Source organism: Sulfurovum sp. MH2-6 (assembly GCF_058374785.1).
Window position 1 is genome coordinate 1670559 of the sequence record NZ_CM178170.1, and the last position, 25495, is coordinate 1696053.

19 protein-coding genes are annotated in these 25495 nt (G+C 47.1%); 14 read left to right on the plus strand and 5 right to left on the minus strand.

All coding sequences use genetic code 11. The features are described from left to right. The 4 genes from AC4JOV_RS08640 to AC4JOV_RS08655 all read left to right on the plus strand — a co-directional run bounded on the left by AC4JOV_RS08640 (position 1) and on the right by AC4JOV_RS08655 (position 3541). Positions 1-1155 (plus strand): sensor histidine kinase, encoded by a 1155-nt coding sequence (locus AC4JOV_RS08640; RefSeq protein WP_229937981.1) that lies wholly within the window; start codon positions 1-3, stop codon positions 1153-1155. 36 nt (positions 1156-1191) lie between these two features. Continuing rightward, positions 1192-2529: a D-arabinono-1,4-lactone oxidase gene (locus AC4JOV_RS08645; RefSeq protein ID WP_229937980.1), complete on the plus strand. Its 1338-nt coding sequence runs from the start codon at positions 1192-1194 to the stop codon at positions 2527-2529. A gap of 74 nt (positions 2530-2603) precedes the next feature. Beyond that, positions 2604-3038 (plus strand): permease, encoded by a 435-nt coding sequence (locus AC4JOV_RS08650; RefSeq protein ID WP_229937979.1) that lies wholly within the window; start codon positions 2604-2606, stop codon positions 3036-3038. Further along, positions 3035-3541, plus strand: a complete 507-nt coding sequence (locus tag AC4JOV_RS08655) for a permease (protein WP_229937978.1) — start codon at positions 3035-3037, stop codon at positions 3539-3541. The genes AC4JOV_RS08650 and AC4JOV_RS08655 overlap by 4 nt, the downstream gene beginning before the upstream one ends. 275 nt (positions 3542-3816) lie before the next feature. Here the strand turns inward: AC4JOV_RS08655 and AC4JOV_RS08660 are convergent, their stop codons facing one another. Then, positions 3817-4161 carry a MerR family transcriptional regulator gene (locus AC4JOV_RS08660; protein WP_229937977.1) on the minus strand — a complete coding sequence of 115 codons (345 nt, stop codon included), beginning with the start codon at positions 4159-4161 and terminating at the stop codon, positions 3817-3819. 147 nt (positions 4162-4308) lie between these two features. On the opposite strand from AC4JOV_RS08660, the gene AC4JOV_RS08665 reads away from it, so the two are divergent. The 9 genes from AC4JOV_RS08665 to AC4JOV_RS08705 all read left to right on the plus strand — a co-directional run bounded on the left by AC4JOV_RS08665 (position 4309) and on the right by AC4JOV_RS08705 (position 20168). After that, a complete protein-coding gene (locus AC4JOV_RS08665) occupies positions 4309-4476 on the plus strand; it encodes a hypothetical protein (RefSeq protein WP_229937976.1) in 168 nt (55 codons plus the stop codon). Continuing rightward, positions 4473-8057 carry a proline dehydrogenase family protein gene (locus tag AC4JOV_RS08670; RefSeq protein WP_229937975.1) on the plus strand — a complete coding sequence of 1195 codons (3585 nt, stop codon included), beginning with the start codon at positions 4473-4475 and terminating at the stop codon, positions 8055-8057. Before AC4JOV_RS08665 ends, AC4JOV_RS08670 begins: the two co-directional genes overlap by 4 nt. Positions 8058-8120: 63 nt before the next feature. Beyond that, positions 8121-8921 (plus strand): glutamate 5-kinase, encoded by an 801-nt coding sequence (proB, locus tag AC4JOV_RS08675; RefSeq protein WP_229937974.1) that lies wholly within the window; start codon positions 8121-8123, stop codon positions 8919-8921. Beyond that, the gene (locus tag AC4JOV_RS08680) at positions 8918-9685 is read left to right on the plus strand and encodes a pyrroline-5-carboxylate reductase (RefSeq protein WP_229937973.1); all 768 of its coding nucleotides are present in this window, start codon (positions 8918-8920) and stop codon (positions 9683-9685) included. Before proB ends, AC4JOV_RS08680 begins: the two co-directional genes overlap by 4 nt. Before the next feature lie 14 nt (positions 9686-9699). Then, entirely contained in the window at positions 9700-10014 is a 315-nt protein-coding gene (gene ppnP / locus AC4JOV_RS08685) for a pyrimidine/purine nucleoside phosphorylase (protein ID WP_229937972.1), read from the plus strand. Positions 10015-10023: 9 nt separating this feature from the next. After that, positions 10024-11259 carry a glutamate-5-semialdehyde dehydrogenase gene (locus tag AC4JOV_RS08690; protein WP_229937971.1) on the plus strand — a complete coding sequence of 412 codons (1236 nt, stop codon included), beginning with the start codon at positions 10024-10026 and terminating at the stop codon, positions 11257-11259. Between the two features lie 691 nt (positions 11260-11950). Continuing rightward, the gene (gene hrpB, locus AC4JOV_RS08695) at positions 11951-14458 is read left to right on the plus strand and encodes an ATP-dependent helicase HrpB (protein WP_229937970.1); all 2508 of its coding nucleotides are present in this window, start codon (positions 11951-11953) and stop codon (positions 14456-14458) included. A gap of 214 nt (positions 14459-14672) precedes the next feature. After that, on the plus strand, positions 14673-18245 hold the full coding sequence (gene nifJ / locus AC4JOV_RS08700; RefSeq protein ID WP_229937969.1) for a pyruvate:ferredoxin (flavodoxin) oxidoreductase: 3573 nt from the start codon (positions 14673-14675) through the stop codon (positions 18243-18245). Between the two features lie 192 nt (positions 18246-18437). Beyond that, a complete protein-coding gene (locus AC4JOV_RS08705; protein ID WP_229937968.1) occupies positions 18438-20168 on the plus strand; it encodes an LVIVD repeat-containing protein in 1731 nt (576 codons plus the stop codon). Positions 20169-20231: 63 nt separating this feature from the next. Here the strand turns inward: AC4JOV_RS08705 and AC4JOV_RS08710 are convergent, their stop codons facing one another. From AC4JOV_RS08710 to AC4JOV_RS08720, 3 genes are read right to left on the minus strand one after another with little or no spacing between them, the layout of a single operon-like run. After that, positions 20232-21422, minus strand: a complete 1191-nt coding sequence (locus AC4JOV_RS08710; RefSeq protein WP_229937967.1) for a Gfo/Idh/MocA family protein — start codon at positions 21420-21422, stop codon at positions 20232-20234. Next, positions 21415-22158, minus strand: coding sequence for a hypothetical protein (locus tag AC4JOV_RS08715; RefSeq protein WP_229937966.1), 744 nt, complete (start codon positions 22156-22158; stop codon positions 21415-21417). Before AC4JOV_RS08715 ends, AC4JOV_RS08710 begins: the two co-directional genes overlap by 8 nt. Continuing rightward, positions 22155-23876 (minus strand): AMP-binding protein, encoded by a 1722-nt coding sequence (locus AC4JOV_RS08720; protein ID WP_229937965.1) that lies wholly within the window; start codon positions 23874-23876, stop codon positions 22155-22157. The genes AC4JOV_RS08715 and AC4JOV_RS08720 overlap by 4 nt, the downstream gene beginning before the upstream one ends. A 115-nt stretch (positions 23877-23991) precedes the next feature. Between AC4JOV_RS08720 and AC4JOV_RS08725 the strand changes: the two genes are divergently transcribed. Then, entirely contained in the window at positions 23992-24489 is a 498-nt protein-coding gene (locus AC4JOV_RS08725; protein ID WP_229937964.1) for a hypothetical protein, read from the plus strand. 106 nt (positions 24490-24595) lie between these two features. Here the strand turns inward: AC4JOV_RS08725 and AC4JOV_RS08730 are convergent, their stop codons facing one another. Then, positions 24596-25492 carry a TraB/GumN family protein gene (locus tag AC4JOV_RS08730; RefSeq protein WP_229937963.1) on the minus strand — a complete coding sequence of 299 codons (897 nt, stop codon included), beginning with the start codon at positions 25490-25492 and terminating at the stop codon, positions 24596-24598. Positions 25493-25495 lie beyond the last annotated feature (3 nt).

Sequence of the window (25495 nt, forward strand, 5' to 3'; positions counted from 1 at the left end):
TTGTTTACGGTCGTCAAATATTTCAAATCGCTTCCCCTCAAAGAGCTTCTGGCACATCTTCTCTTCAGTTTTGCCGTGGTACTCAATGCGATCAGTGCCCTCTTTGACTTGACGTATGAGCGATACAGCTTTGCTATTGTTCAGAGTAGTGCCGTAGTGATCAACAGCCTTCTCCTGGTACACTATCTCAAGTATCGAAATCTCCGTTTCGCTACCTTCGGACTCTCTATCGTATACTCCGTAGAGATGCAGTTGATCATGTACTTTGAGGAGTTTGCACTCTATAGCTACTTTTTCCCGCTTTTTTTACCCCTCATCGCCTACCTGACACTTTCCCTGAAAGAGTCAACCATCATGACACTGCTGCACTACACCTCAGTGATCATACTCTCTCTGTACGCCTACTTTGTCTGGCAAGTGGAATCGGAGATGTTTCAGGCAAGTGTCGTCTACGGCTATATGCTCAGTGCATGTTTTATCATCCTCTTTGGACTCTTTTATCATCTGACGATCGTAGATGCATACTATAAGCTTTTTGAGAACAATCTGAAACATGAGTTGGCACTCGGTGAGATCCACCACCGCCTGCGCAACAATCTCTCCCTCATCAGCAGTATGTTCGGCATGCAGATGCACCGACATGATAAAGAAGATATCCAATCACTCATAGACAAGAACCGCACCCGTATAGAGACGATTGCCTCTATACAGGATACCCTCTATAGAGAAGGCCAGAAAGAAGAGATCACTTTTGAGCGTTATATCGATGAACTGATCGACCACCTCCTCTCTCTGAGCGAACTGCCGATCAAGGTGAAGATGAAGATCGATAAACTCTACTTTAATGCACAGGTGATGCAGCAGCTGGGCAGCATCATCCATGAACTTGTAACCAACTCACTCAAATACGCATTTGATCCCAAAAACAACAATATGATTGAACTCACTTTCCATCTCAAAGAGGACAAACTCTACTTTACCTACCGTGATAACGGCAAAGGATGCGAGAGAGAAAAACTTGACCAAAGCCATTCTCTCGGTTCAGAGCTTATCAAACTGACAGTCAAAGAGCTTGGCGGAGAGATCAGCTTTGAGAATAATGGAGGGTTTATCTGTCATATCACGCTTCCCTCTTCCCATCTTCTGGGAAGTTAATCCCATACTAAGTGGCTTCTTTGTATATTTGCACCTATGAGAATATTACGAAGCATCAAAACCAACTGGGCCAGAACATGCAGCTGCAACGTCAGCCAGGTACGCTATCCAACAAGTGAAGAGGAGATCATTGCTTTGGTCAAAGAGGCCAATGATCAGGGAAAAAAACTCAAAGTCGTAGGTGGCGGTGACTCCTACAATGATATCTTCTGTCCCGGTGAAAATGGCATCCTGCTTTCCCTAAAGTCGATGGATAAAGTCCTGGAAGTGGATAAAGAACGCAACCGGGTCACTTTTGAAGCGGGTATCATGATGCCCGACCTGATCAAACATCTGAAAAAAGAGGGACTTTCCCTCTCCAATCTCGGTACCAATATCTTCGATAACCTTGCAGGGGCCTGTTCGACAGGATACCATGGAAGCGGGATAAACTACTCCATCTTCAGCTCCTTTGTCACAGCCTTTGAGATCATCACACCTACCGGGGAGAAAAAACGTATAAACAAGAGTGATGAAGCGTTTGGGATCTATGCAGTGGGGCTTGGGGTGCTCGGTATCATCACCAAGATCACACTGCAGTGTGAGCCCTACTTCAAGCTGGAAGTGGTAGAGAAAAAGATGCCTTTTGAGCAGATCGAAGCGGAGTTTGATCAGTTGTTGGCCGAAAACGACCACTTCAAGTTCATCTGGATCCCCCACACCAGAGACTTTATGGTCTGGCTGGGGAACCGTACCGACAAACCGCGTTCAAGCGGCTATAAAAAGTTTATGACCTACTTTACAACGGGGCTGCTGATCAACAACCTCTTTCATGAGTTTCTGCTCTTCTTTGCCTCGTTCAGGCGTTCGCTGGTCCCGAAGATCAACCGTCTCATGAGCCGTATCCTGCTTCCGGAACATAACGAGAGTGTCTACGATGCACACTGGGCCTTTTTCCTTCCCCACCTGCTTAAACAGGATGTCGTCGAGTATGCGTTTGATATCAAGGATACCTTCAAGGTCTTCAAAGAGGTGATCGCAATGATCGAAGAGAAAGGTATCTATGTCGATACACCTGTTGAAGTACGTTTTGTCAAAGGTGACAACTACTGGATGAGCCCCTCTTACGGTATGGACACCTGTTGGATCGGTACCAAGATACACTTCCCGTACTACAGGCATCCTGAGTATCAACGTTACTTTACAGAGATTGACACGATCCTGCTCAGATACCGGGGTCGTCCGCACTGGGGTAAACAGTTCCGTATCACCACAGATGACTTCAAGCGTGCCTATCCGAAGTGGGATGCATTCTGGAGCTATGTGGATCAGGAGGACCCGAATGGTATACTACAAAACGGTTTTGTCAAAAGACTGAGAGGACGGGAAGCATAATAACTTCTCCCCCCCTCTCACGCATTTATAACCTTTCTCTGTTCTTATCTTCATAAATTGACTATAATTGTTTTATGAAAAGAGAGAAAACCTTATTGACCCAAGCCCTCAAAAGTGCATTCCGTACACTCTATACCATTGCTCCTATGCTGCTCGCAGTGATCGGTCTGCTAGGACTGTTTCAAACCTATATCACGCCTGAAATGATCCAGTCGTTCTTTACCGGATCCACGCTTTATGACACACTCATAGGGACGATCACCGGCGCGCTCTCCATCGGACAGCCTTTTATCAGCTATATTATCGGCGGAGAGTTGGCAAATCAGGGGATATCACTCTATGCGGTCACGGCATTTATCCTCTCTTTTGTCACGCTTGGAGTGGTACAACTCCCGTTGGAGTATTCCCTCTTTGGGATGAGATTCACACTGGTAAGGAACCTCCTGAGCTTTTTCTTCTCGATCGTTGTCTCTTTGATGACAGTCTTTACCCTGGAGTCTATCTTATGAGAGCAACAAGAGAAGGGAAAATGATGGGCAAAGGGATGCTCTTAGTTGTTGTCTCTTTGTATCTGTTGGCAGCACTCTTTGATCCAATCTCAGCCCTTGACGCACTTCAGATCAGTATAGGGGTTCTCAAGACTATTTTACCCATTTTGTTGGTCGTACTCTTTTTAATGACCGTGATCAACTCCTATATCCAACCCAAACATCTCTCTCACTACCTCGGTAAAAACAGCGGTCTGAAAGGGTGGCTCATCGCGCTCATCAGCGGCGTGTTCTTTCATGGACCGAGTTATATCTGGTATCCGATGTTAAGCGAGCTGCGTGCAAACGGCGTCAAAGAGAGTTTCATCATCGCATTTTTCTATGCCCGGTCGATCAAAGTTCCCTGGCTGCCGATGATGGCCGGCTATTTTGGCATTGCGTTTACGGTGATACTCATGGTGTACATTCTGGCAGCTGCAGTGATACAGGGGAAGCTGGCAGAAAAGATCCTCTCTCCCAAATAACTCTTGAACCCGTTTTAATCGTATTGTTCTAAAGATATGATGAAAATTAATAGATATTGAGTTTGAAGCCAGAGGCAAAAAAGAAGTTTTACATAAGGAGAAAAACATCAACTTCAAACTCATGAAGGATTATAGTTAAAAATACTGATAGTATGTTTATTTATTACATAGTATATGTAAAATAAATACATTTATTATGTAAATATTTTACATTTTAGTAAAATTAAAAATCTCTTCGGATAAGACCGATAACATCATCCAGGAACAAGCTACAATCAGATCATCTCTATATCTGAAACATCTTTACCGGAAAGAGATTCAAGCTTTGTCTCGACTTTAGTTAAAAACTCATTTCTATTGGCTTCGTCCATATTGCTATGCAGCATCTCCAGTATATACTTAATACCATTGGCATTGATCTTTCTTACACTTGCCAGATAGTGCACAAAAGCGATCAGTTTTACATCATTGATCGAATAGAGTTTTTTACTCCCCTCTACTTCTTTGGGCGGAAGCAAACATTTCTCCTCATACATTTTCAGCGTACGGACTTTCGCGCTTAAAAGCTCAGCAATACTGCTGAGGGGCAACACATCTTTATCATTATCGAGTAGTGCCAAAGATATTCCTTTATATCTATGATTTTAACTGCTATTATACCATACTTCCAAAGCTTAAGTTAACTTAAATATGTTATAAATAGACAGTATATATGTAATTTTTTTACATAATATATGTATGTTTTTTACAATCAAAGGAGATACTGAATGAACACTATCTATAGTAAAAATCATTTGAATCTCCCAAATGAGAAAAAAGAGAAGTTTTTTACCTGTATAAAAACAGAAAAGACATTACCCGTAACAGAATACTCAGAAGGTGGGCATAGCGTCATCGAAACCACAGGATCAACGCAAAGAAGGAGGAAACGATGAGTTTGCCGGACCATATCATTCAAGAGGTCAAAGAAGTTGCCTACAATTGGCAAAAAGAGATACAAGTCTCACGTAAGGGTAAAGAGCAGGAGTTTCACACGATGATGCTGAAGATGCTTAAAAACCCTCTAAACAAGATCTTTCTTATCGAACTGCTGGATCAAAGCTTCCGATCAAAAGACCCGCACAGAGTTGCAGATCAGATTGATCACATCTTTGAAAAATACCAAAATACCGACTTTTTTTCCGAGTTTGAACAGATACTGATCTGGCTCTTTCGTGATGTCGGGATCTATGTAAGTTCGATCTCTATCCCTCTTTTCATCAAATATCTTAGAAATGATATCAGCGCGATCGTGATACAGGGAGAAGACCCGGTACTCTCAAAACATATACAAAAGCGGAGAGAAGAAGGAACCCGGGTCAATATCAATGTGATCGGGGAAGTCGTACATAGTGAAGCAGAGGCGAACCGGAGGGTTGAAAAGTATATCGCTTTGCTTGAAAACCCGGATATCGACTACCTTTCACTGAAGATATCCAATATGTTCTCTCAGATCATCCCGCATGCCCATGCGCACAACGTTGAAAAAATTTCAACTCAACTCACAAGAGTCTATCGTGCAGCCAAAGAGAACACCTATATCGGTGCCGATGGTCAAGCACACTACAAGTTTGTCAACCTGGATATGGAGGAGTACCGGGATATCGCCATCACCATCGACACCTTTAAAAACGTACTCTCGCAAGAGGAGTTCAAAGATCTTCATGCAGGTATTGTGATCCAGGCCTACCTTCCCGATGCGATACACTATATCAAAGAGCTTGCCGCGTGGGCAAAAGAGAGAGTCAAGCGTGGCGGTGCACCGATCAAGATCCGTATTGTGAAAGGTGCCAACCAGGAGATGGAGCTCACCGAAGCTTCACTGCGCGGATGGCCCAATGTCACCTATGCACAGAAAGCAGAGTCTGATGCCAACTACAAAATAGCGATGGACTATCTGATTGACCCGGATGTTGCTCCCTATGTCCATACCGGTATTGCCTCACACAATCTTTTTGATCATGCTCTGGGAATGCTTCTGGCAAAAGAGCGCGGTGTTGAAGCGTATGTGAGTGCAGAGATGCTCGAGGGGATGAGTGAGGCTGCCTATCATATCCTCAAAAAGGAGGGACTCAATGTCATACTCTATGCACCTACGGCCACCAAAGAGACCTTTACCAATGCTATCGCCTATCTTGTAAGAAGGTTCGATGAAAATACTGCCGAGCAGAACTTCCTGCGACACAGCTTTGGTCTGGAAGTGGATACACCCGAGTGGGAAAGACTCGTACAAACCTATGATGATGCCATTGCATGCATTCCAACGCTCGATCAGGAACCCTACCGTACACAAGATAGAAACCGAAAAGTGATTCAAGAAGAGATAGACCCGGCTACTTACCATTTCAAAAATGAACCAGATACCGATTTTGTGTTGCCTGCCAATAGAAAATGGGCAGAAAAGATCCGAGACAAGTGGCAGAATATCGGTGAGGTCGGAGGGTTCAATGCCTATCCGGTAATCGGTGGCAAGATCATCCAAAAAGAGAGACATACCGATGTAATCGACAAATCACAGTATCATCAAAATAAACTGGCCGGACACTATGTCGAGGCCGGCCAGGAAGAGATGAAAGTAGCGATCGCAACGGCAAAAGCCGATCCTGACGGTTGGAGAAAACTCTCCCCTCACGAGAGACAGAAAATCATGATGGATGTGGCCCATGAGATCAGAGCCGCAAGGGCAGACCTGATCGGAGTCGCAGCAGCAGAAGTCGGCAAGGTATTTACAGAAACCGATGTAGAGGTCAGTGAAGCGATCGACTTTGTCAACTTCTATCCCTACAGTGTTGCAAAACTCTCCGGATTGACCGGCATAGAAGCCGCAGGGAAAGGGGTCGGTCTGGTCATCAGCCCGTGGAATTTCCCCATAGCGATCCCTGCAGGAGGTGTCGCTGCCTCACTTGCTGCAGGCAATACCGTGATTCTCAAACCTGCTGAAGATGCGATACTCTGCGGATACCGGCTCTGTCAATGTTTCTGGGATGCAGGCGTAAGCAGAAACACGCTTCAGTTTGTTCCGGGCCGCGGTTCGGTGGTAGGTGAATATATGATACCGAGTCAGGATATCGACTTTACGATCTTTACAGGGGGAGAAGAGACTGCATACAGGATCATCAACTCCCGTCCGGATATTCACCTCAGTGCAGAGACCGGAGGAAAAGATGCGACGATCGTCACAGCAATGGCAGACCGGGATCAGGCACTCGGACACGTCATAGCATCTGCTTTCCACAACTCCGGTCAGAAGTGTTCAGCAACCTCCCTGCTCGTACTGGAGAAAGAGCTCTATGAGGATGAGAGCTACCAAAAGCAGATCAAGGAAGCTGCAGAGTCGATGCAGACCGGTTCAGTATGGGATTTTGGCAACAAGATAGGCACCCTCTCCAATCTTCCGGCCGGTAAACTCGAAGAGTCACTCAGTTATCTGGATGAAGGAGAAGAGTGGCTGGTGAAACCGGACTTTGCTGACGAAAACAACCCCTATATGCTCAAACCTTCCGTCAGATGGGGAACAAAACAGGGAGACTTCTGTCACATGAATGAACTCTTTGGACCGATGCTGAGTGTCATGAGGGCAGAGAATCTTGATCATGCTATTGAGATAGTCAATGCTACAGGTTATGGTCTGACTTCAGGCTTGGAATCTCTAGACAAGAGAGAACAGGAGAGATGGAAAGAAGAGATCCTTGCAGGAAATCTCTATATCAACCGGGGAACGACAGGTGCCATCGTACTGCGTCAACCCTTTGGAGGTATGAGAAAATCTGCGATAGGAAGCGGGAAAAAAGCAGGAGGGTTCAACTATGTAAGCCAATTTATGGATATCAGCTACCATGAGACCAATCTCTATGAATCCTGTTCTACGCCTTTTATCGACCAGATGCGTATACTGCTCACCAGAGATACCGTCTTTCATGAGGAGTGTGAAGCAGCACTGCGTCACATCTGCCACTTTGCCCATTGGCATGAGGTGGAGTTCCTGAAAGAACACGACTATGCACATATCAGGGGTGAATCCAATATCATCCGCTACCTGCCTGTCAAAAGTGTCCTTTTAAGACTTGAAGAGGGAGATAACCTGGATGAGATATTGACCACGGTCATGGCGATCAAAATGATCGGTGCAACGATCCATATCTCCCTGCCGGAGCACTCAAAACAGGCTGAGTTCCTCTGGCTTGAGTCCAAACAGGCAAGCATTATCGGTAAAGAGGATGCGATCACACGGGACAGTCAGGAGAGTTTGATCAAACTGATACCAAACTATCAGCGGGTTCGATTTTTACATCCGGAAAATGTCTCACAGGAGATCTTTGAGCGTATCGCCGGTCAGGCGATCTACATTGCCAGAGAGCCGTTCGTCTCTCATGGACGCATCGAACTGATGCACTACTTTATCGAACAGAGTGTCTCCAACAGTTACCATAGATATGGGAATTTGGGGATACAAGGTTTACATTTGAAAGAAATTTAATAGTTAGATTAAAAATCTATCTTGATATAATATAAAAATAAAAGTTAAAGGGAACGAGAAAAGATGAGAAGAATTGTCATTAAAGTAGGTACTGCTGTAGTGACCGAGAAAAACGAGATTGCAAAAGAGAGAATGATGAATCTCGTATACCTTATTGCAAAGCTCAGGTCAAAGTATGAAGTGGTACTTGTTTCATCAGGTGCTGTAGGTGCAGGATATTCAGCACTCAAACTGGATAAAACCAAACAGATAGGTAAAAAAGCGATCGCTGCTGCAGGGCAGCCGATATTGATGTCATCCTATAAACGGATGTTTGATGTTTTTGATATCGATACGGCACAGATACTTCTCACAGAAGATGACTTTGACTCAAGAAAACGGACAAAAATGTTTCAGGAGATCATCAATGCACACCTTGCAAATGATATCCTGCCTATTGTCAATGAGAATGATATCAGCTCTACACCCGAACAGCTTTTTGGTGACAATGACCAGCTCTCCGCGCATGTCGCACACGCTGTCAATGCGGATATGCTGATCATACTGAGTGATATCTACGGCTACTTTGACAAAGATCCGTCCAAGTACCAGGATGCCCAACTCTTCAAAGTCCTGGATGAGCTGCCTGAAGGTGCACTGGAAGAGAAAGCCACGCCAAATGATCCATTTGCAACCGGCGGGATCGTTACCAAACTCAAAGCAGCGGACTTTATCATGAAAAAAGGCAGAAAGATGTTCCTTGCGAACGGATTTGACCTCAGTGCGACTGAATCCTATCTGATGGACGGAAATCATACACTGGGCACACTCTTTATCCCTAAAGAGAGTGCAAAAAAAGAAAATAACAACAAAGGTGGTGCATGAAACTAACATTTATCGGCAATGGAAATATGGCAAAAGCCCTGATAGAGGGTATGGTAGGAGAGTATGAGATAGAAGTACTGGGCAGAAATGAAGTGACCCTGGCTGCACTGCAAAAGCAACTGCCTCAGATCACTACAAAAGTCATGGGAGAGACGGAAGATATGACAGGAAAGAACGTTATTCTCGCTGTCAAACCCTACTCTCTTCCCGACCTTGCCCCTAAACTAAGCGGAGAAGCTGAAGCAGTATTCTCTGTCTTGGCAGGTACATCCATTGAGAGCCTCAGGTCACAGCTGAATGCAAAAATGTTTATCAGGACTATGCCAAATCTTGGTGCCAGCCACCTCAAGTCTATGACGACAGTAACCGGCGATTTAGCGCTGAAAGAAACGGCACTGGAGATCTTCAACAATATCGGTAGAACCCTTTGGCTTGCTACGGAAAACGAGTTGGATATCGCTACCGGGGTTGCCGGAAGCGGTCCTGCATTTTTGGCGCTTGTTGCAGAAGCGTTGGCTGATGGAGCAGTAAACCAGGGTCTCAAGCGTGCAGATTCCCAAGAACTGGTAGCCGGACTCTTTGAAGGGTTTGCTGCACTGGTCGCCAATGAAAACCCGGCATTGATCAAAGACGGGGTGATGAGCCCGGGCGGGACGACAGCGGCAGGCTATGCAGCACTGGAGAGATGTAATGTGCGCCATGGGATGATGGAAGCGATCGCCGATGCCTATGAAAAAGCCAAAGAACTAAAAGAAAAAAACTAAAACAAGGAAACACAATGACAAAACTAGAAAATATCTCAATGATCAAAGAAGCAAATATCTATTTCGATGGGAAAGTAACAAGCAGAGCGATCACTTTGGCAGACGGTACAAGACAAACACTGGGTGTGATGCTACCGGGAGAATACACATTCAATACGCAAGAGGCGGAGATCATGGAGATGATGAGCGGTGAGCTGGAGATAAAACTTCCGGGTGAAGAGTGGAAAACACTTCATACACCTGAGACTTTCAACGTACCGGCAAATTCATCATTTGATCTCAAGATCAAAACTGTGACTGATTACTGTTGTAGCTACATTGAAGCATAAAGGAGCATTATGGAGGCATTTTTAAAAGAATCAAAAAACGCCAGCCGTGTATTGATGACGATCAGCGGTGCCGAGAAGAAGAGAATACTCTTAGCGATGGCACAGGGGCTTAGAGACAATACACAAGCACTGATCAATGCCAATGCGCTGGATATGAAAGCCGGAGAGGAAAACAGCCTCTCCTCAGCCTTGATGGATAGACTGCTTCTTGATGAAAGCAGGATTGAGGGTATGGCAGTGGCGATCGAGGAGATCGCTGCACTCAAAGACCCTGTAGGGCGTATCCTGGACGGATGGGTGACTGAAGATGGTCTGCATATGCAGAAGGTCACGATACCTATCGGTGTGATCGGTATCATCTACGAGAGCCGCCCTAACGTCACTTCAGATACTGCAGCACTCTGTTTCAAAAGCTCCAACGTCTGTGTACTCAAAGGTGGGAAAGAAGCACAAAACTCCAATGAGAGTATCGCCAAGATCCTTCAGGATGTTTTGGAGGCCAATGACCTGCCTCGTGCACTGATCTCTCTCATCCCTGATGCATCAAGAGAAGGCGTGGATAAACTGATCAAGATGGACAAGTATGTAGACCTGATCATTCCTAGAGGCGGAGCAGGACTCATCAAGCATGTCAGTGAAAATGCAACGGTCAGTGTTGTCAAACATGACAAAGGGCAGTGCCATACCTATATCGACAAAGATGCCAACAGAGAGAATGCGATCAAGATCGCTATCAATGCCAAGGTACAAAGACCGGGTGTATGTAATGCGATGGAGACACTGCTGGTAGACAGCGCTATCGCCGAAGAGATGCTTCCAAGACTCAAAGAGGCATTTGATGCAGCCCATACAGAGCTCAAGGGTGACAGCAGAACACAGGCGATCATCGATGTAGAAGATGCGACGGATGAGGATTATGATACAGAGTACCTGGCAAACATCCTCAACATCAAAGTCGTTGACGGTGTGGAAGGTGCGGTAGAACATATCGTACGGTTTGGTTCAGGACACTCGGAAGCGATCATCACGGAAAACATCACGACTGCCGAGGAGTTCATGAATGCTGTCGATGCTGCTGCAGTCTACGTCAATGCCTCTACAAGGTTCACTGACGGCGGTGCATTCGGGTTTGGTGCAGAAGTAGGTATCAGTACCAACAAACTCCATGCCAGAGGTCCTATGGGGATCGAAGGGCTTACCACCTATAAGTTCAAGATCTACGGAAGCGGACAGACCAGAGGATAGCCTACTCTCGCTGCATAAAGCTTTAATGCATCAATCTATCTCAATAGTGTAGGTCGGGGTGCCCTCACCCCGACATGATTGATCATTTCTCCATAAGCATAGGGTCATCTCAAAAGACGTTTGGCAGTGCCAAACCTACGACTAAAGTCTCCACTTCCTCATTCCCATCGTCCCGAGATTGTAAAAGAACATAAAAGATAGGTGTTTGTCATTCTGAACTTGCTAAAATAGCAGTTCTTTCACAGCCTCTCCCCAATGGGAACGAGATTAAATGTCTTAGTCACTGAGCAGACTCAAAGGTATGGAGCACTTGTTTGATTATAACACTGGGTAGATTTTACAAGCGACAGCTCTTTGTGTTTTCTTTTTTTTGGTTCGTTTCTTTTTCTTTGTCACATCAACAAAGAAAAAAAATGAACATTCAATCAAAAATGAATGCTTTATTCCTCTCACTTCTAAACTGAGAGATTGTGAAAGAACTTGTATTGATTTGAAAGTAGAAACTTTATCGTAGTGTATCCTGTGGGTAGCCCACCTACAAGTAGAATATTTTGAAGTTTTTGTTAAAAAAATAGTTGTGGGACTAAAGTCTCCACTTCCTCGTTCCCATCGTTGTCCCCCGATGGGAACGAGTTAAAACCTATCAATTAGAGTTGAGTCGGTTTTACAAGAAGTCTAGTATAATGCCATCATGAAAACCCTACCCATTCACCAAGTCATTCCTGATGTCAAAGAGAAACTTTCAGTACACACCAGACTCGTACTGCAGGCATCTCCGGGGGCAGGTAAGAGTACCGTACTTCCTTTGGCACTTCTGGATGAGCCCTGGCTGGAAGGAAAAAAGATCATCATGCTTGAGCCCCGTCGTCTGGCTGTGCGTGCCACAGCAGCACGAATGGCTGAACTGCTGGCAAAAAAGGACGGAAAGAGTGAAACGCTAGGCAAACGTATCGGGTACCAGATCAAGATGGAGTCAGTACAGAGCGAAGAGACACAGATACTCGTCGTCACAGAGGGTATCCTGACACGCAAGCTGCAGCATGACCCCGCTTTGGAAGATGTGGCACTGATCATCTTTGATGAGTTTCATGAACGCTCCCTGCATGCCGATCTCTCTTTGGCTCTGGCACTGGAGTCTCAGAGCATTTTACGCGAAGAGTTGAAGATACTCGTGATGTCTGCCACCCTCAACACTTCTGCCATCTCAGCGCTTTTGGGTGACGCACCTCTCATCCGGAATGAGGGACGTGCCTATCCTGTAGAGCGTCTCTATCTTCCAAAGGATACACCACAGCCCTCTCCCAAAGAGTTGCCCGTTTATATCCATAGGCTGCTTCAACAGATCCTCAAGACTGATGAGGGGAGCATACTGGTATTTCTCCCCGGTGTCAGAGAGATCAAAGCAGTTGAAAAACTCCTGAGATCAACTACCCTCAATGATGTGTATATCTCAACACTCTACGGAAACCTGAGCAGAACAGAGCAGGACAGAGCCATCAAGGCACCGCCTGAAGGGAGCAGAAAGATCGTCCTGAGCACCAACATCGCCCAAACCTCCCTGACGATAGAAGGTATCAAGATCGTCATAGACTCAGGACTGCACAATGTCTCAGTATTTAGTCCATTCTCAGGGATGAACAGGCTTGAAAAGCACTTCATCTCCCAAGACTCAGCGACACAAAGGGCAGGACGTGCAGGACGTCTGAGTGCCGGAAAAGCGTATCACCTCTGGCACAAGTCCAAGATACTGTTGAAACACGATACCCCCGAGATACTCACTGCCGATCTGACCCAGATGATGCTGGAACTTGCTCTCTGGGGCACAGATGATATCACGACACTCTCATGGATAGACCTGCCGCCTGCTACTGCGATCAACCATGCCAAAAGACTGCTGATTGAGCTCGGTGCACTGAATGAATACGGCAGCATCACCCCTCACGGCAAAGCGATGAGCCGCTACCCTATGCACCCGAGACTGTCACATATGATGCTCAAGGCAAAAGGGCTTGACCTTACCTATGAGGCTTCGCTTCTGGCCGTACTCATCTCCCAAAAAGATATCTACCGTAACGCTTTTGGCTCATCTGACCTGCGCGAACGTGTCAGCATCCTGCACGATCTGCAACAGCAAAAGGTGCTTGATCCACAGACTCTCAACCTCACTCAGTGCCGCTACCTGCTCAAAAGTGCCAAGCATATAGAGCCGAATCAAAAACCGGATATCAACCTGGAGATGCTGGGAGTCCTCCTCGCCTTTGCCTACCCTGACCGCATCGCCAAACTGCGAGACCACAAGAGCAGTACCTACCTACTAAGCAACGGCAAAGGTGCCCACCTCCACCCGCAAGATGAGCTCTACCGCACAGGCTTCCTTGTCATTGCAGACCTTGATGCCAAAAACAGCAATGCGACCATCTACAAGGCCATCGCCATCACCCATGCACAGATAGAGACCTATCTGAGTGATCAGATACGTACCTACGAGGAAGTTACGTGGAATGAAGTGCAGCAACGCGTAGAAGCAAGGGAGGTTTCAAGGGTAGGTGCGATAGTGCTCAAAGATCTGCCGACAAGCGATCCTTCACCCCAAGAGGTCACCGAAGTACTGATCGAAGCGCTCGAAGCGCTGGGGCTCGAAGCACTGAACTGGAGCAAAGAGGCTCTGGCACTCAGGCAGAGAGTGAACTTCCTCAATCTACACGGCATGGCGTTCCCGGACTTTTCAGATGACTACCTTCTGGAGCATATGGAGAAGTGGCTGGCTCCTTACCTTGCAGGTATCACTACGCTGAAGGCTTGTCAAGGCTTAGACCTCCACACTATACTTCTGGGACGTCTATCTTTTGAACAGACCCGGCAGCTCAACACCCTTGCCCCACCTAAACTCAAAGTGGCTAGCGGCTCAAACATCACTATAAACTACAGCGACCCCGCACAGCCCGTACTCTCCGTAAGACTTCAGGAGATGTTCGGAACCAAAAGCACCCCTACCGTGCTAAATGGAAAGGTCAAACTCATGATACACCTGCTCTCCCCCGCCTCACGTCCCATGCAGGTCACACAAGACCTGGAGAGCTTCTGGACAAACACCTATGAGGAGGTAAAAAAGGAGCTCAGAGGCAAGTACAAAAAACACTACTGGCCTGATGATCCATTGAGTGCTGTAGCGACTAATAAGACGAAGAAGCGTATGTAGAGTGATATCCATGCACCAAAAGACAAATTCTATCAAAGGTGCGTGGCTACGCGAATCTACAGTAAAAAAATCCGTAGTTTGGTACCAAAAACGTCGATAAACCCATAAGTTCAAAATCGCTACAATAACTGATCCAAAGAAGTAGATAGACTGACTTTTCTCTTCTCTAAAGATACATGTTATAATGGTCCAATCTCAAAAAAAAGGGGCAGTGATGAACTCTTCAGTGGCGATGATAGACGGGAATGAAGCGGTTGCAAGGGTGGCCTACAAACTCAATGAGATCATAGCGATCTACCCTATCACCCCGGCCTCTCCGATGGGTGAGCTGAGTGATCTCTATGCCATGCAGGGAGAAAAAAACATCCTGGGTACGGTACCCGATGTCATAGAGATGCAGAGTGAAGGGGGTGCCAGCGGTGCGGTGCACGGTACCCTTCAGAGCGGTGCACTGACAACCACCTTTACCGCCTCACAGGGGTTGCTCCTGATGATCCCCAATATGAACAAGATCGCCGGTGAACTGACATCGACTGTCTTTCACATCGCAGCCCGGTCACTGGCGGCCCAGGCGCTCTCGATCTTCGGGGACCATACCGATGTGATGTCCGTGCGCCAGACCGGATTTGCCATGCTGGCTTCAAACTCCGTACAGGAAGCCCATGACTTTGCACTGATCTCCCAGGCTGCCACACTCAGATCACGTATCCCGTTTCTCCATTTTTTTGACGGTTTTCGTACCTCCCACGAGATCAACAAAGTCACCCTGATCGATGAGACAACGATGCGTGCCATGATCGATGATAAGCTGGTCAAGGCACACCGAAAGCGTGCACTCACTCCTGACAATCCATTCATACGCGGTACCTCTCAAAACCCTGATGTCTATTTCCAGGGGCGTGAAAGTGTCAACAGTTACTATCAGCAGACTCCGGATATCCTGCAGGAGGCGATGGATCAATTTGCAGCGTTGACAGGACGGAGCTATCACCTCTTTGACTATGTAGGCGCTGCGGATGCCGAGTCGGTCATCGTGATCATGGGTTCAGGGGCGGAAGCCGCAGAGGAGTGTGTAGAGTACCTCAACACCCAGGGTGAAAAAACAGGTCTGATCAAGGTCAGGCTCTACCGTCCATTCTCGATCAAACACTTCATTGAGCGCCTGCCTAAAACTACCAAGCGGGTCGCCGTACTCGACCGTACCAAAGAACCCGGAGCTCTGGGAGAACCGCTCTATCTTGATATCGTAGGAGCGATCAATGAAGCACTGGAAGAAGAGACCATTGGCTTTGAAAGACCGCATATCATAGGCGGACGGTACGGACTCTCCTCCAAGGAGTTCACGCCTGCCATGGTCAAAGCGGTCTTTGATGCGCTCAAAAAACCGCATCCGAAGAACCACTTCACCATAGGGATCCATGATGACCTGACCCATACCTCGCTGGAGTGGGACCACACCTTTACGATACCTGATGAGAAGACCTACGAAGCGATCTTCTTCGGACTGGGATCAGACGGTACCGTCGGTGCGAACAAAAACAGCATCAAGATCATCGGAACGCATACCGATCTTTTTGCACAGGGCTACTTTGTCTATGACTCCAAAAAAGCAGGCTCGATGACCACCTCCCATCTCCGTTTCGGTCCCTCTCCGATACACTCAACCTACCTGATCGAGAAAGCCGACTTTGTTGCCTGCCACCAGAGTGTCTTTATGGAGAAGTTCGACATCCTGCAGCATGCAAAAAAGGGTGCGGTATTCCTGCTCAATTCCCCATTTTCTCCTGAAGAGGTGTGGAGAAGGATGCCACGTGTGATCCAGGAAGAGATCATCCAAAAAGAGATCAGGTTTTATCTTATCGATGCCTACAGGGTAGCCAAAGAGTGCGGGCTTGGCCGGCGCATCAACACGATCATGCAGACCTGCTTTTTTGACATCTCCAAGATACTTCCGCTGGATGAGGCCATCCAGGAGATCAAAGCTTCCATCCAAAAAAGTTATGGGAAAAAAGGCGATGCCATCGTCCAAAGCAACCTGGATGCGATCGACAGCACACTGGAGCACCTTTATGAGGTCACTATCCCTGAGAGTGCCGAAAGCACCCTGCCCTTGGAACGTGCCGTGAAGGGAAAAGTGAGTGAATTCGTGGCCAATGTCACTGCCCATCTGATAGAGGGCAAAGGGGATGAGCTTCCCGTGAGCAGGATCCCTGCTGACGGTACATGGCCAAGCGGCACCACACAGTACGAAAAGCGCAATATCGCCCAGGAGGTACCTGTCTGGGACCCTGACTCCTGTATCCAGTGCAACAAATGTGTCTTTGTCTGTCCCCATGCGGTGATCCGCTCCAAGGTCGTGGATAACGCCGCTCTGAGAGAAGCACCCGAACCTTTCAAAAGCATCAAAGCCAAAGGAAAAACCTTCAGCGCTGATGAGTCTTTTACGATACAGGTAGCCGTGGAGGACTGTACGGGATGTTCGCTCTGTGTGGAGGTGTGCCCGGGGCAAAACAAAACCGATCCAGACCTCAAAGCGATCAATATGCGCCCGCAGCACCCTATCAAAGAGAAAGGGATAGCAAACTGGGACTACTTCCTCTCTCTGCCCAACTACGACCGTGACAAACTTGACCACAGCAAAGTCAAAGAGAGCCAGTTTTTGGAACCGCTCTTCGAGTTCTCCGGAGCCTGCCCCGGATGCGGGGAGACCCCCTACATCAAGCTGGCGACACAGCTCTTCGGTGACCGTATGATCGTTGCCAATGCCACGGGGTGTTCTTCAATCTACGGAGGGAACCTCCCCACCACCCCTTGGAGCAAAAACAGTGAAGGGCGTGGGCCTGCCTGGTCGAATTCGCTCTTTGAGGACAATGCTGAGTTTGGACTGGGATTCAGGCTGACGATAGACAAACATGAGATACAGGCCAAAGAACTTCTGCAGCAGCTTTCAGACCAACTGGAGAGCAGACTTGTTGAAGAAATACTACATGCTGACCAGGGCACTGAAACAGAGATCGATGCGCAGCGTGAACGTATAGGGAGGCTGAAAAAAGCACTGGAGAAGCTGGAAGAGGAGAGAACCAAAGATCTTCTGAGCCTTGCTGACTATCTGGTCAAAAAATCCGTCTGGATCATCGGTGGAGACGGCTGGGCGTATGATATCGGGTACGGCGGCCTGGACCATGTACTCGCAAGCGGTAAAAATGTCAATATCCTGGTACTTGATACCCAGGTCTACTCCAATACAGGCGGCCAGCAATCCAAAGCCACCCCGACAGGTGCCGTCGCGAAATTTGCCGCAGGCGGGAAACCACAACTGCCAAAAGACCTGGCGATGATGGCGATCTCTTACGGGAATGTCTACGTCGCACGTGTCGCAATGGGGGCAAGCGAACCGCAGACGCTCAAAGCTTTCATGGAAGCTGAAGCCTATGATGGCCCCTCCATCATCATCGCCTACTCCCACTGTATCGCCCATGGGTATGATCTCAAACACGGGATGGATCAGCAAAAGCTGGCTGTGGCGTGTGGACTATGGCCGACATTCAGGTACAACCCGGCACTTGGAGCCTTGGGGGAAAATCCTATGAAGCTTGACTACAAAGGGCCTAAGATCCCGGTCAAGGAGTATATGTACAACGAAGCACGTTTCAAGATGGTGGAGGGGATGAATGCTGAAGCAGCAGAAAGCTTTTTGGAGACTGCGGAGTTCCATGCCAAGGAGATCTATAAACGCTATGAGAACCTTACGAAGATCGATTATAAAGAGAGTGTGGAAGAAGCGTAGAGATACGCTCCTGATTCAGAGCGTTTCTTCGCAGTTTTTTAAAGATATATCACTTTGCCTTTATCCTGACTCTTGTAAATTGTATTTCTCTATCTATTCTCATATAAAAAGGGATAATAAATTTAATTTAATGAGATTTGACTTTTGGCTATTTTGACCTTATAATACATACCTACATATAAGGGGAAGAATATGAAATTAAACAAATCTATAATTATGTGCAGTGTAGCAGCTATCTTTTTACTTCTAGGCTGTGGTGGAGGTGGTGGAAGCACTACTCTCTCTACAAACACAGAAGATGACACAAACACCACCACACCTCCACCAAGCAAAACGACAAGTATACAAGGTATTGCACAACTTGGCATAGTGAAACAGGCAAATGTCGAGATCTTCAAAGTCACGGATTATATCAATGCAAGGTTTGAAAAACTTTATACTGAAACGACTAGTGATGGAGATATGAATAGTGCCGGACGGTTCAATACCCACAGTGCGGAGCTAGAGGATGACAGGTTCTATGTGTACCAGGTAAGCGGAGGTATCGACATCGATACTAACGACGATGGAGTTGAAGATGAAGTCCAGGTATCGAACAAAGGGGTATTTAGAGCATTAGTCAAAGGTTCATGGCTCAAAGAGATGACGGATGACACCTTCCGGGTCACGGCGGTTTCCGAGTACCTATACCAAAAATGCTATAACGAAATCGCTTATACCGAATTTGATAGAGGTGTAGGTATTCAGTACTGGGCTGACTGGGAATCGCAAAAAATCCTGGAAACGGATCTCAACGGCGATGGCATTATTAATCCTCAGGACATACTTGTTTTTAATCCTATTAATGACCGGGAAAGTTTATCACAACTGGTTAATGACAAATATACTTTGATGGTAGATGATATCCATAACCAGAATGACTCCTATGCCGTCAACTTACGAAATGTATATTCAACAATTTCCCCTCTTCAAAAGGTCGACTACCTGAACAGTATGCCCGAATCGTATGCGACAAAAATATCGCCTGATGATCAAACTCTTTACAAGGTCGGGGATGACTATTTTTCTATCATTGATGTGACAGATCCGAAAGCGATAAGATATATCGGTGTGGTTGCCGATGATGGGGCCAGAGATTTGGCGATATCGCATAATGGAAATACAGCCTATACAGTCAGCTACAGGGGTCTGTCGGTTATCGATATCTCCAATGCCTCCGACCCGCAGGTCATCACCACCTATCCTATTGATCTTGCGGGTGAGATTGTCATTTCCGACAACGATCAGACGCTTTATATCGATGATGACCGTTACGGCCTGAAGATTTTTGATGTCAGTGATCGAACAACACCCCAATTAATCAGCAGCTATGCGTTTGACGAACCTGCCAATAATGCGAGGGTGACGTCTCTGGCACTATCTTCGGATAATCGTGTTCTCTATGTGACAAATACGACAAAAGGTTTGAAAGCTTTAGATGTTTCAGATCCTGCAAACCCTAATGAAATTGCCGGAATAGCTATGACATACCCTGAAAAAGTCGTGCTTTCACCGGATGACAGTGTCGCTTATGTTTCAGATGGTACTACTGGGATCAAAGCTGTAGATGTCTCTGATCTCAATCAGATGACAATGCTTTCCATGTTTGCCGACGGTCCTGATGAGTATGCGAGAAGCATCACCATCTCAGAAGACGGTGAAAAGCTTTTTGTTGCCGGTACCGGTACAAGAGTGAGAGCCTATGACATCAAGAACCCTGCACGCCCGGTATTGTTGGATGATGATACCTATATGGAAGATTTAAGCCCTACCCCTATTCATATTACTGCTTCGCACGATGGGACAATGCTATATCTATCAAATGGAATCAGTAGTCATATGTCAATCTATTTCTTAGGTATGCATAACGAAGCTATACAATAGATATGAGTGATTATATTCCCAGAGAGACTGACGTACCGCTCTCTCTGGAGGAGATGAATTTTCTCACATAAATATCACTTTTCCCTCATCCAGGCTTTTACGACCTGCTTCCAGTATCTTCGTGACATTCAAAGTATTCTCTATCGTAGGCAGCGTTTGATTGAAGGCTGCAAGCTTTTCAGGCTCTGTAGCCAACGTATCTGCTGAACGTACAAAAGTCTCTATGCTTCGGTACCCATACCCCTGTTGTCCTGCGAACTTACCCTCTCTTGGGGTATATTTCATAAAGAGCGGGTTGGCACTCTTGTATCCGTTCTCGTCGGTAGAGATCCCGTATCCCCTGTGGGCCTGGTCAATGGTCACCTCACCTTGATGTCCCATATAGAAAAACCGCTGCTGGGAGTGTACATCCGAAGGCGGAGCGATCCATGAAGCGGTATGGACACTGGTACCCAGTGCACCGCTTTGGAGGTTTTTCCACTGTACCGTCAGCGTGATCGTATCTTCCACCTCTCGCCCCAGTTTTTTGTCCGCCACACCTGTAGAAGCCGTAGCCACCACAGAGACCGGCTCGGCAACACCCTGAACAGCCCAGCAGAGCAGGTCAATGTGATGGGCATTGAGGTAGTAACTGATATCCGAACTGATCCCTGCCCAGCTTGCAAAAGTATCCAGCTGCGTCTTCGGCTGGCTCATATAGCTGTGCATCAAAGAAAAGTCCCCGAAGGTACGTATCTGGTCCACGGCATCCGCATAGATTGGATCAAAACGCTTGTGTACCTCAAGCATCAGCAGAAGCCCTTTCTCTTTGGCAAGTTCTTGAAGCTCCAGATGCTCCGCTGTCGTTTTAACAAGCGGCTTGGCCACAAGCACATGCATCCCTGCCTCCAGTGCATCTTTGGCGATCTTAAAATGGGTATCATCAGGGGTGAAGAGCATCACGCATGAGCCTTTTGGCAGCTCTTCTAAAGCCTCTTTGTAGGCCTCATCACTGAATCCCTCTTTTGGATGCGCTTCAAATGAGGTATCAAGTGAAGGATAGGCAGCTTTCAAATTGGTATCAAAATGCTCTCGTATCAGATCAAAACGTTTGGCGTCTCTTCCGGCCAGGCGTATCTCTCCGACGACCCCCCGCTCTCTCATATCAAAAAGGCTGAGTGCGATCACCCCAAAACTTTTATCCGATTGTGCGACACCCTCACCCGAGAGTCCCGTCACATATTCACCGATACCCACAACCAGTACATCAATCATTACTATCCTTTACAAACATGACATCACCCGCATCTATCCCGAGTACTGCCAGCTGTATCTTTGCGCGCTCATCTTTGGAGGCCATTTTCATCTCATGATAGGCCTGCCGCTCCTCTGAACTCCACTCTGTATCCCACTCCACGGAATCCAGGTGTATCACCTTGGCATTCATACTGTAGGGTTTGAGACGCTGCAGGAGAGAGATCGTCACCACCTCCTCTACACCGCCGGGTACATCTTCATAGTTACCGCTTGAGATACTCAGAAAACCTGTCAGCGCAAGCTTGTTTAGATTCCAGATCGCCAGGGTATTCCATGGTGTTGTCCAGCCATCCAGCTTGCAGCTCTCCCCCTCATCACCATGCCCTTCACAGAGTTTTGCGCCTACCACCAGTGTATTGCCATCGAGATGTTTCTCCAAGCGCTCCATATCTTCCAGAGAGATCGTCACCTCGATACTTTGAAAAAGCAGCTCTTTGGCCCCCATCGAAAGTGCTTTTTCCACCATCATATTGAGCGGCTGTGTATAGCTGATCCAGGGATCGATATGAAACAGCTTGATCTTCTCCCCAAACCCGTAGAGTATATCCTTGGTCGCTTCAAAATAGTGCCTGTCAACCACCACGATCAGCAGGTCACAATAGTTCAGTACATGCTCACACCATGCTCTTACATGATTGACATTGATCTTGACATTGTCATTGGTGGTATGCAGCCTTGTTGCAACCATTCTCATCTTTTACCCTTTGTGATACCCAACACTATCCTGCCCTCTATTATATCCTGATAGCTCTGCTCGTCCAAAGGATGATACCCATCCTCAAGCAGGAGATAGTGCTGCATCGCTTTAAATTGCTCTATCCCCTCTTTTGCCAACTGTGCTTTCTGTATCTTCAGTGTCGAAGTGGTACGGTGTTTTTCTCTCTGCACCCTCAGGATATAGGGAAGCGCATAGGAGGCAACCTTCTCTTTCAACTCTTCATAAAGCCTGTTCGCTTCCTGCAGACCGAATGGCTCACTGCTTACCAGTGAAGCCATTCCTATCTTCCCGTCGATAGGTGGCAGAGCGATACCGTAGACCACCACCTCCTCAAAGTCTCCTGCACTGCGTATCGCTTCTTCTACGTCCACACAGGCCACATTCTCTCCTTTGAAGCGGTAGGTATCTCCCATCCGTTCGATGAAAGTAAAGAACCCCTCTTCATTACGCTCCAGCAAGTCACCTGAACGCCACCAGAGATCCCCCGCTTTGAAGAGGTTTCGTACCAGTTTCTTCTCATCCAGACTCTCATCCATATAACCGCGATACTTCCCGCTGGGCACGACAAAGAGTGCTTCACCCCTGTGGGTATTTGGCTTCATCTCCTCATCCACCAATACCATCTCCTGTGCCTTGGGATCATCAGGCGGCAGGTAACCGCAGTAGCCGGGGATATCAAACCAGTTGGTCAGTGCCCCCGCAGGCATCTCTGTCGCACCGAAATGTTCGACCACATGTTCGATACCGTAACGTTTGACGACCTCTTCCCAGAGACTTTTGTTCAAACCGTTTCCAAAGATCACTTTAAGCGTTCTATTGGGATTTGTACCGCCTTTCTCGGCACTGGTCAGATAGCGCCATAGCTCTCCGATATGGACCATATGGCTGCATTCGTAGCGGTTGATATCTTCCCAGAAATGCGTCACCGAAAACTTCGGACGCACTACGGCTGTAGCGCCGCTGAAGATGACTGCGGAGAAGGCAACAGCCAAGCCATTGCCGTGATAGAGCGGCAGAGCGATATAACAGCTGTCACTCTTCTCCATCCCCGTGCGCAGTCCCCATGCCACCCCCGCACCGATCATACGGCGGTGTGAGAAGAGTGCCGGCTTGCTTGGGCCGCTGGTACCGCTGGTGAAGATCACAAAAGCAGGATCTTCCAGTGTCGTGGCATGTATCCCGTACGTTGGAGCATACTCCTGTTCACTCTGTATGATCTTCCCAATCCTGTAGTGTTCCAGATCCCCTACCGGCTCCCCTAGTACGGTCTTGACCGATGTCGTCTCTGCCAGTTTAACCAGCCGCTCCTGGGGTTCACGGTTATTGAAAAGTATCGCGATACGCCCGGCCTTGTTGATACCGATCAGAGCAGCCATAAAAGCAAAGCTGTTGTGGTAGTGCAGTCCGATATGATGATCATCCGTAGTAGCCAGAATGAATGTTTTGATCTTTTCGGAAGCCTCTTCAAGCGCACTGTAGCTGTATGATGCCTCTGTGTCCACTTCCCTGATCACGATATGAGTCTCTGCTTGTGCAGCGGTTTGGCTAAAGCGTGTTGCCCAGTTGGTGATCCCCTGAGACTCGATCTCCTCCCATATTTGGGACTCTCTCTCGGCTAACGCATAAAAGAGTCTCTCTCTTCCTTCAGTCGCATGATGATGGCTTCGTATCTTTTCTAGTAGTTCACTGTTCATTGGGTGGAGTATAGCAAAAAGAGCTAAATTATTTATATAAATTTAAGTTACTTGATCTATAATAAAAATAGTTGTATAAGCACAACTTAATTTTTTTCATAAAAGGGGTAAGAGAATGGTAAGACAATTTATGCAATTATCGCTGATAGCGGCTTCTCTATTGGTATTTACTGGGTGTGACGATGATAATGATCCTGTATATGGTGTTGAAGTAGCTATTGCAGATCTGGCAAGTACCGGATCAGATGGATATAAAGTCACTGCAACGGCGGATGGAACAGATAATCTTGATTTCTATTTCTGTACAAATCATGATGGTAGCGGTAATATAGCGTATGATGGTTATGATTATATCATGTACGATGCTGGTACATACACTACACCTTATACTGATACGGCTGCTGACTATGGAGATGTAGATTATGAAGGTACGCTGCTTGGACTCTATAGTGAGACAGAAGGGCAATGGACTGATGTAGAAACGGATGGGCCTACCCCTGGATATCTGCAGGAAGGTCATACCTACGACTATCAGATGGGTATAGAATCCGGAACGATAAAAATACATACAATCACTGACTTTGACTGTAGTGGTGGGGCACTACCAGTTTAACTTCCTTATCATAAAGACTCTACTTTTAAATAGAGTCTTTATGCATACTTTATCTAAAACATCACCTCAATGATCGATTCCCTCAACAGTGTGGGAACCAAACCACCTATTTCACTCTTACAACGTTAAATCCTCTTTTTTCAAGCAGTTCGATCACACTTCCCCTGTCCAGAAAGTGCATCGTTCCAAAGGCAAAGAGATAGATCTTCTCTGGATTTCCGGTCACCTTTTCTATGATACGTTGCGTCATACGTCTATTTCTCTCATAAAGTATCAGCTCCATAAAACGCGCTTCGAGTGCCCGGTACTTCTCCTCCTGGAACATCATCGAGGTCAGGTACTCCATCAGCGCTTTCTCATCACCGTTGAGATAGAGCGTCTGCATGGTCTTCACATAGTCCCTGTTCTGCTCCAGGTAGTCCAGTGTGGCTTCATGCATCAGGAGCTGCTCCTGATCGTTCAACGCCTCCATCGCCGCCAGCTGCTCTTCGACCGTCTCTATTCCGCCGACCTCTTTACCGTTCGTTTTTGCGTTTTGATAGATCACTCTATCGATCGCGGGGAGTGCAGGATGTTTCAGCTGTGCTTCCAGAAACTGAAGCATCGCTGAAAAAGCCCAGAGCTTCATATGCTCAAAAGGCTCTATCTGCAGTGAGGGGTTGATGGACTTTAGATACTCCCGGCTTCGCTGATACAAGGAAGAGGGAAGCGTACTTTGCAGTGTCTTTCCATCATTTCTCAGCATCAGCCTTGTCGCTTTGAGCTGATCTGCAGGCTCCATAGAGACTTCGGTATAGACGGCATCTGACCGTTCAACTGCCTTTTCCACTTTTGCAGGCAATACCAGCAGTGAAGGATCAGCCAGGTGCATCGTACCAAAAAGATAGAACTCAACCTTGCCTTTATTCACATGCCACAAGAAAGGCGCTTTGATCGCACTGGACGAGGCAGCAACCATCACCGTTCCCAGTAGCAAGAACACCAACATGCTTAAAAATCTCATCTC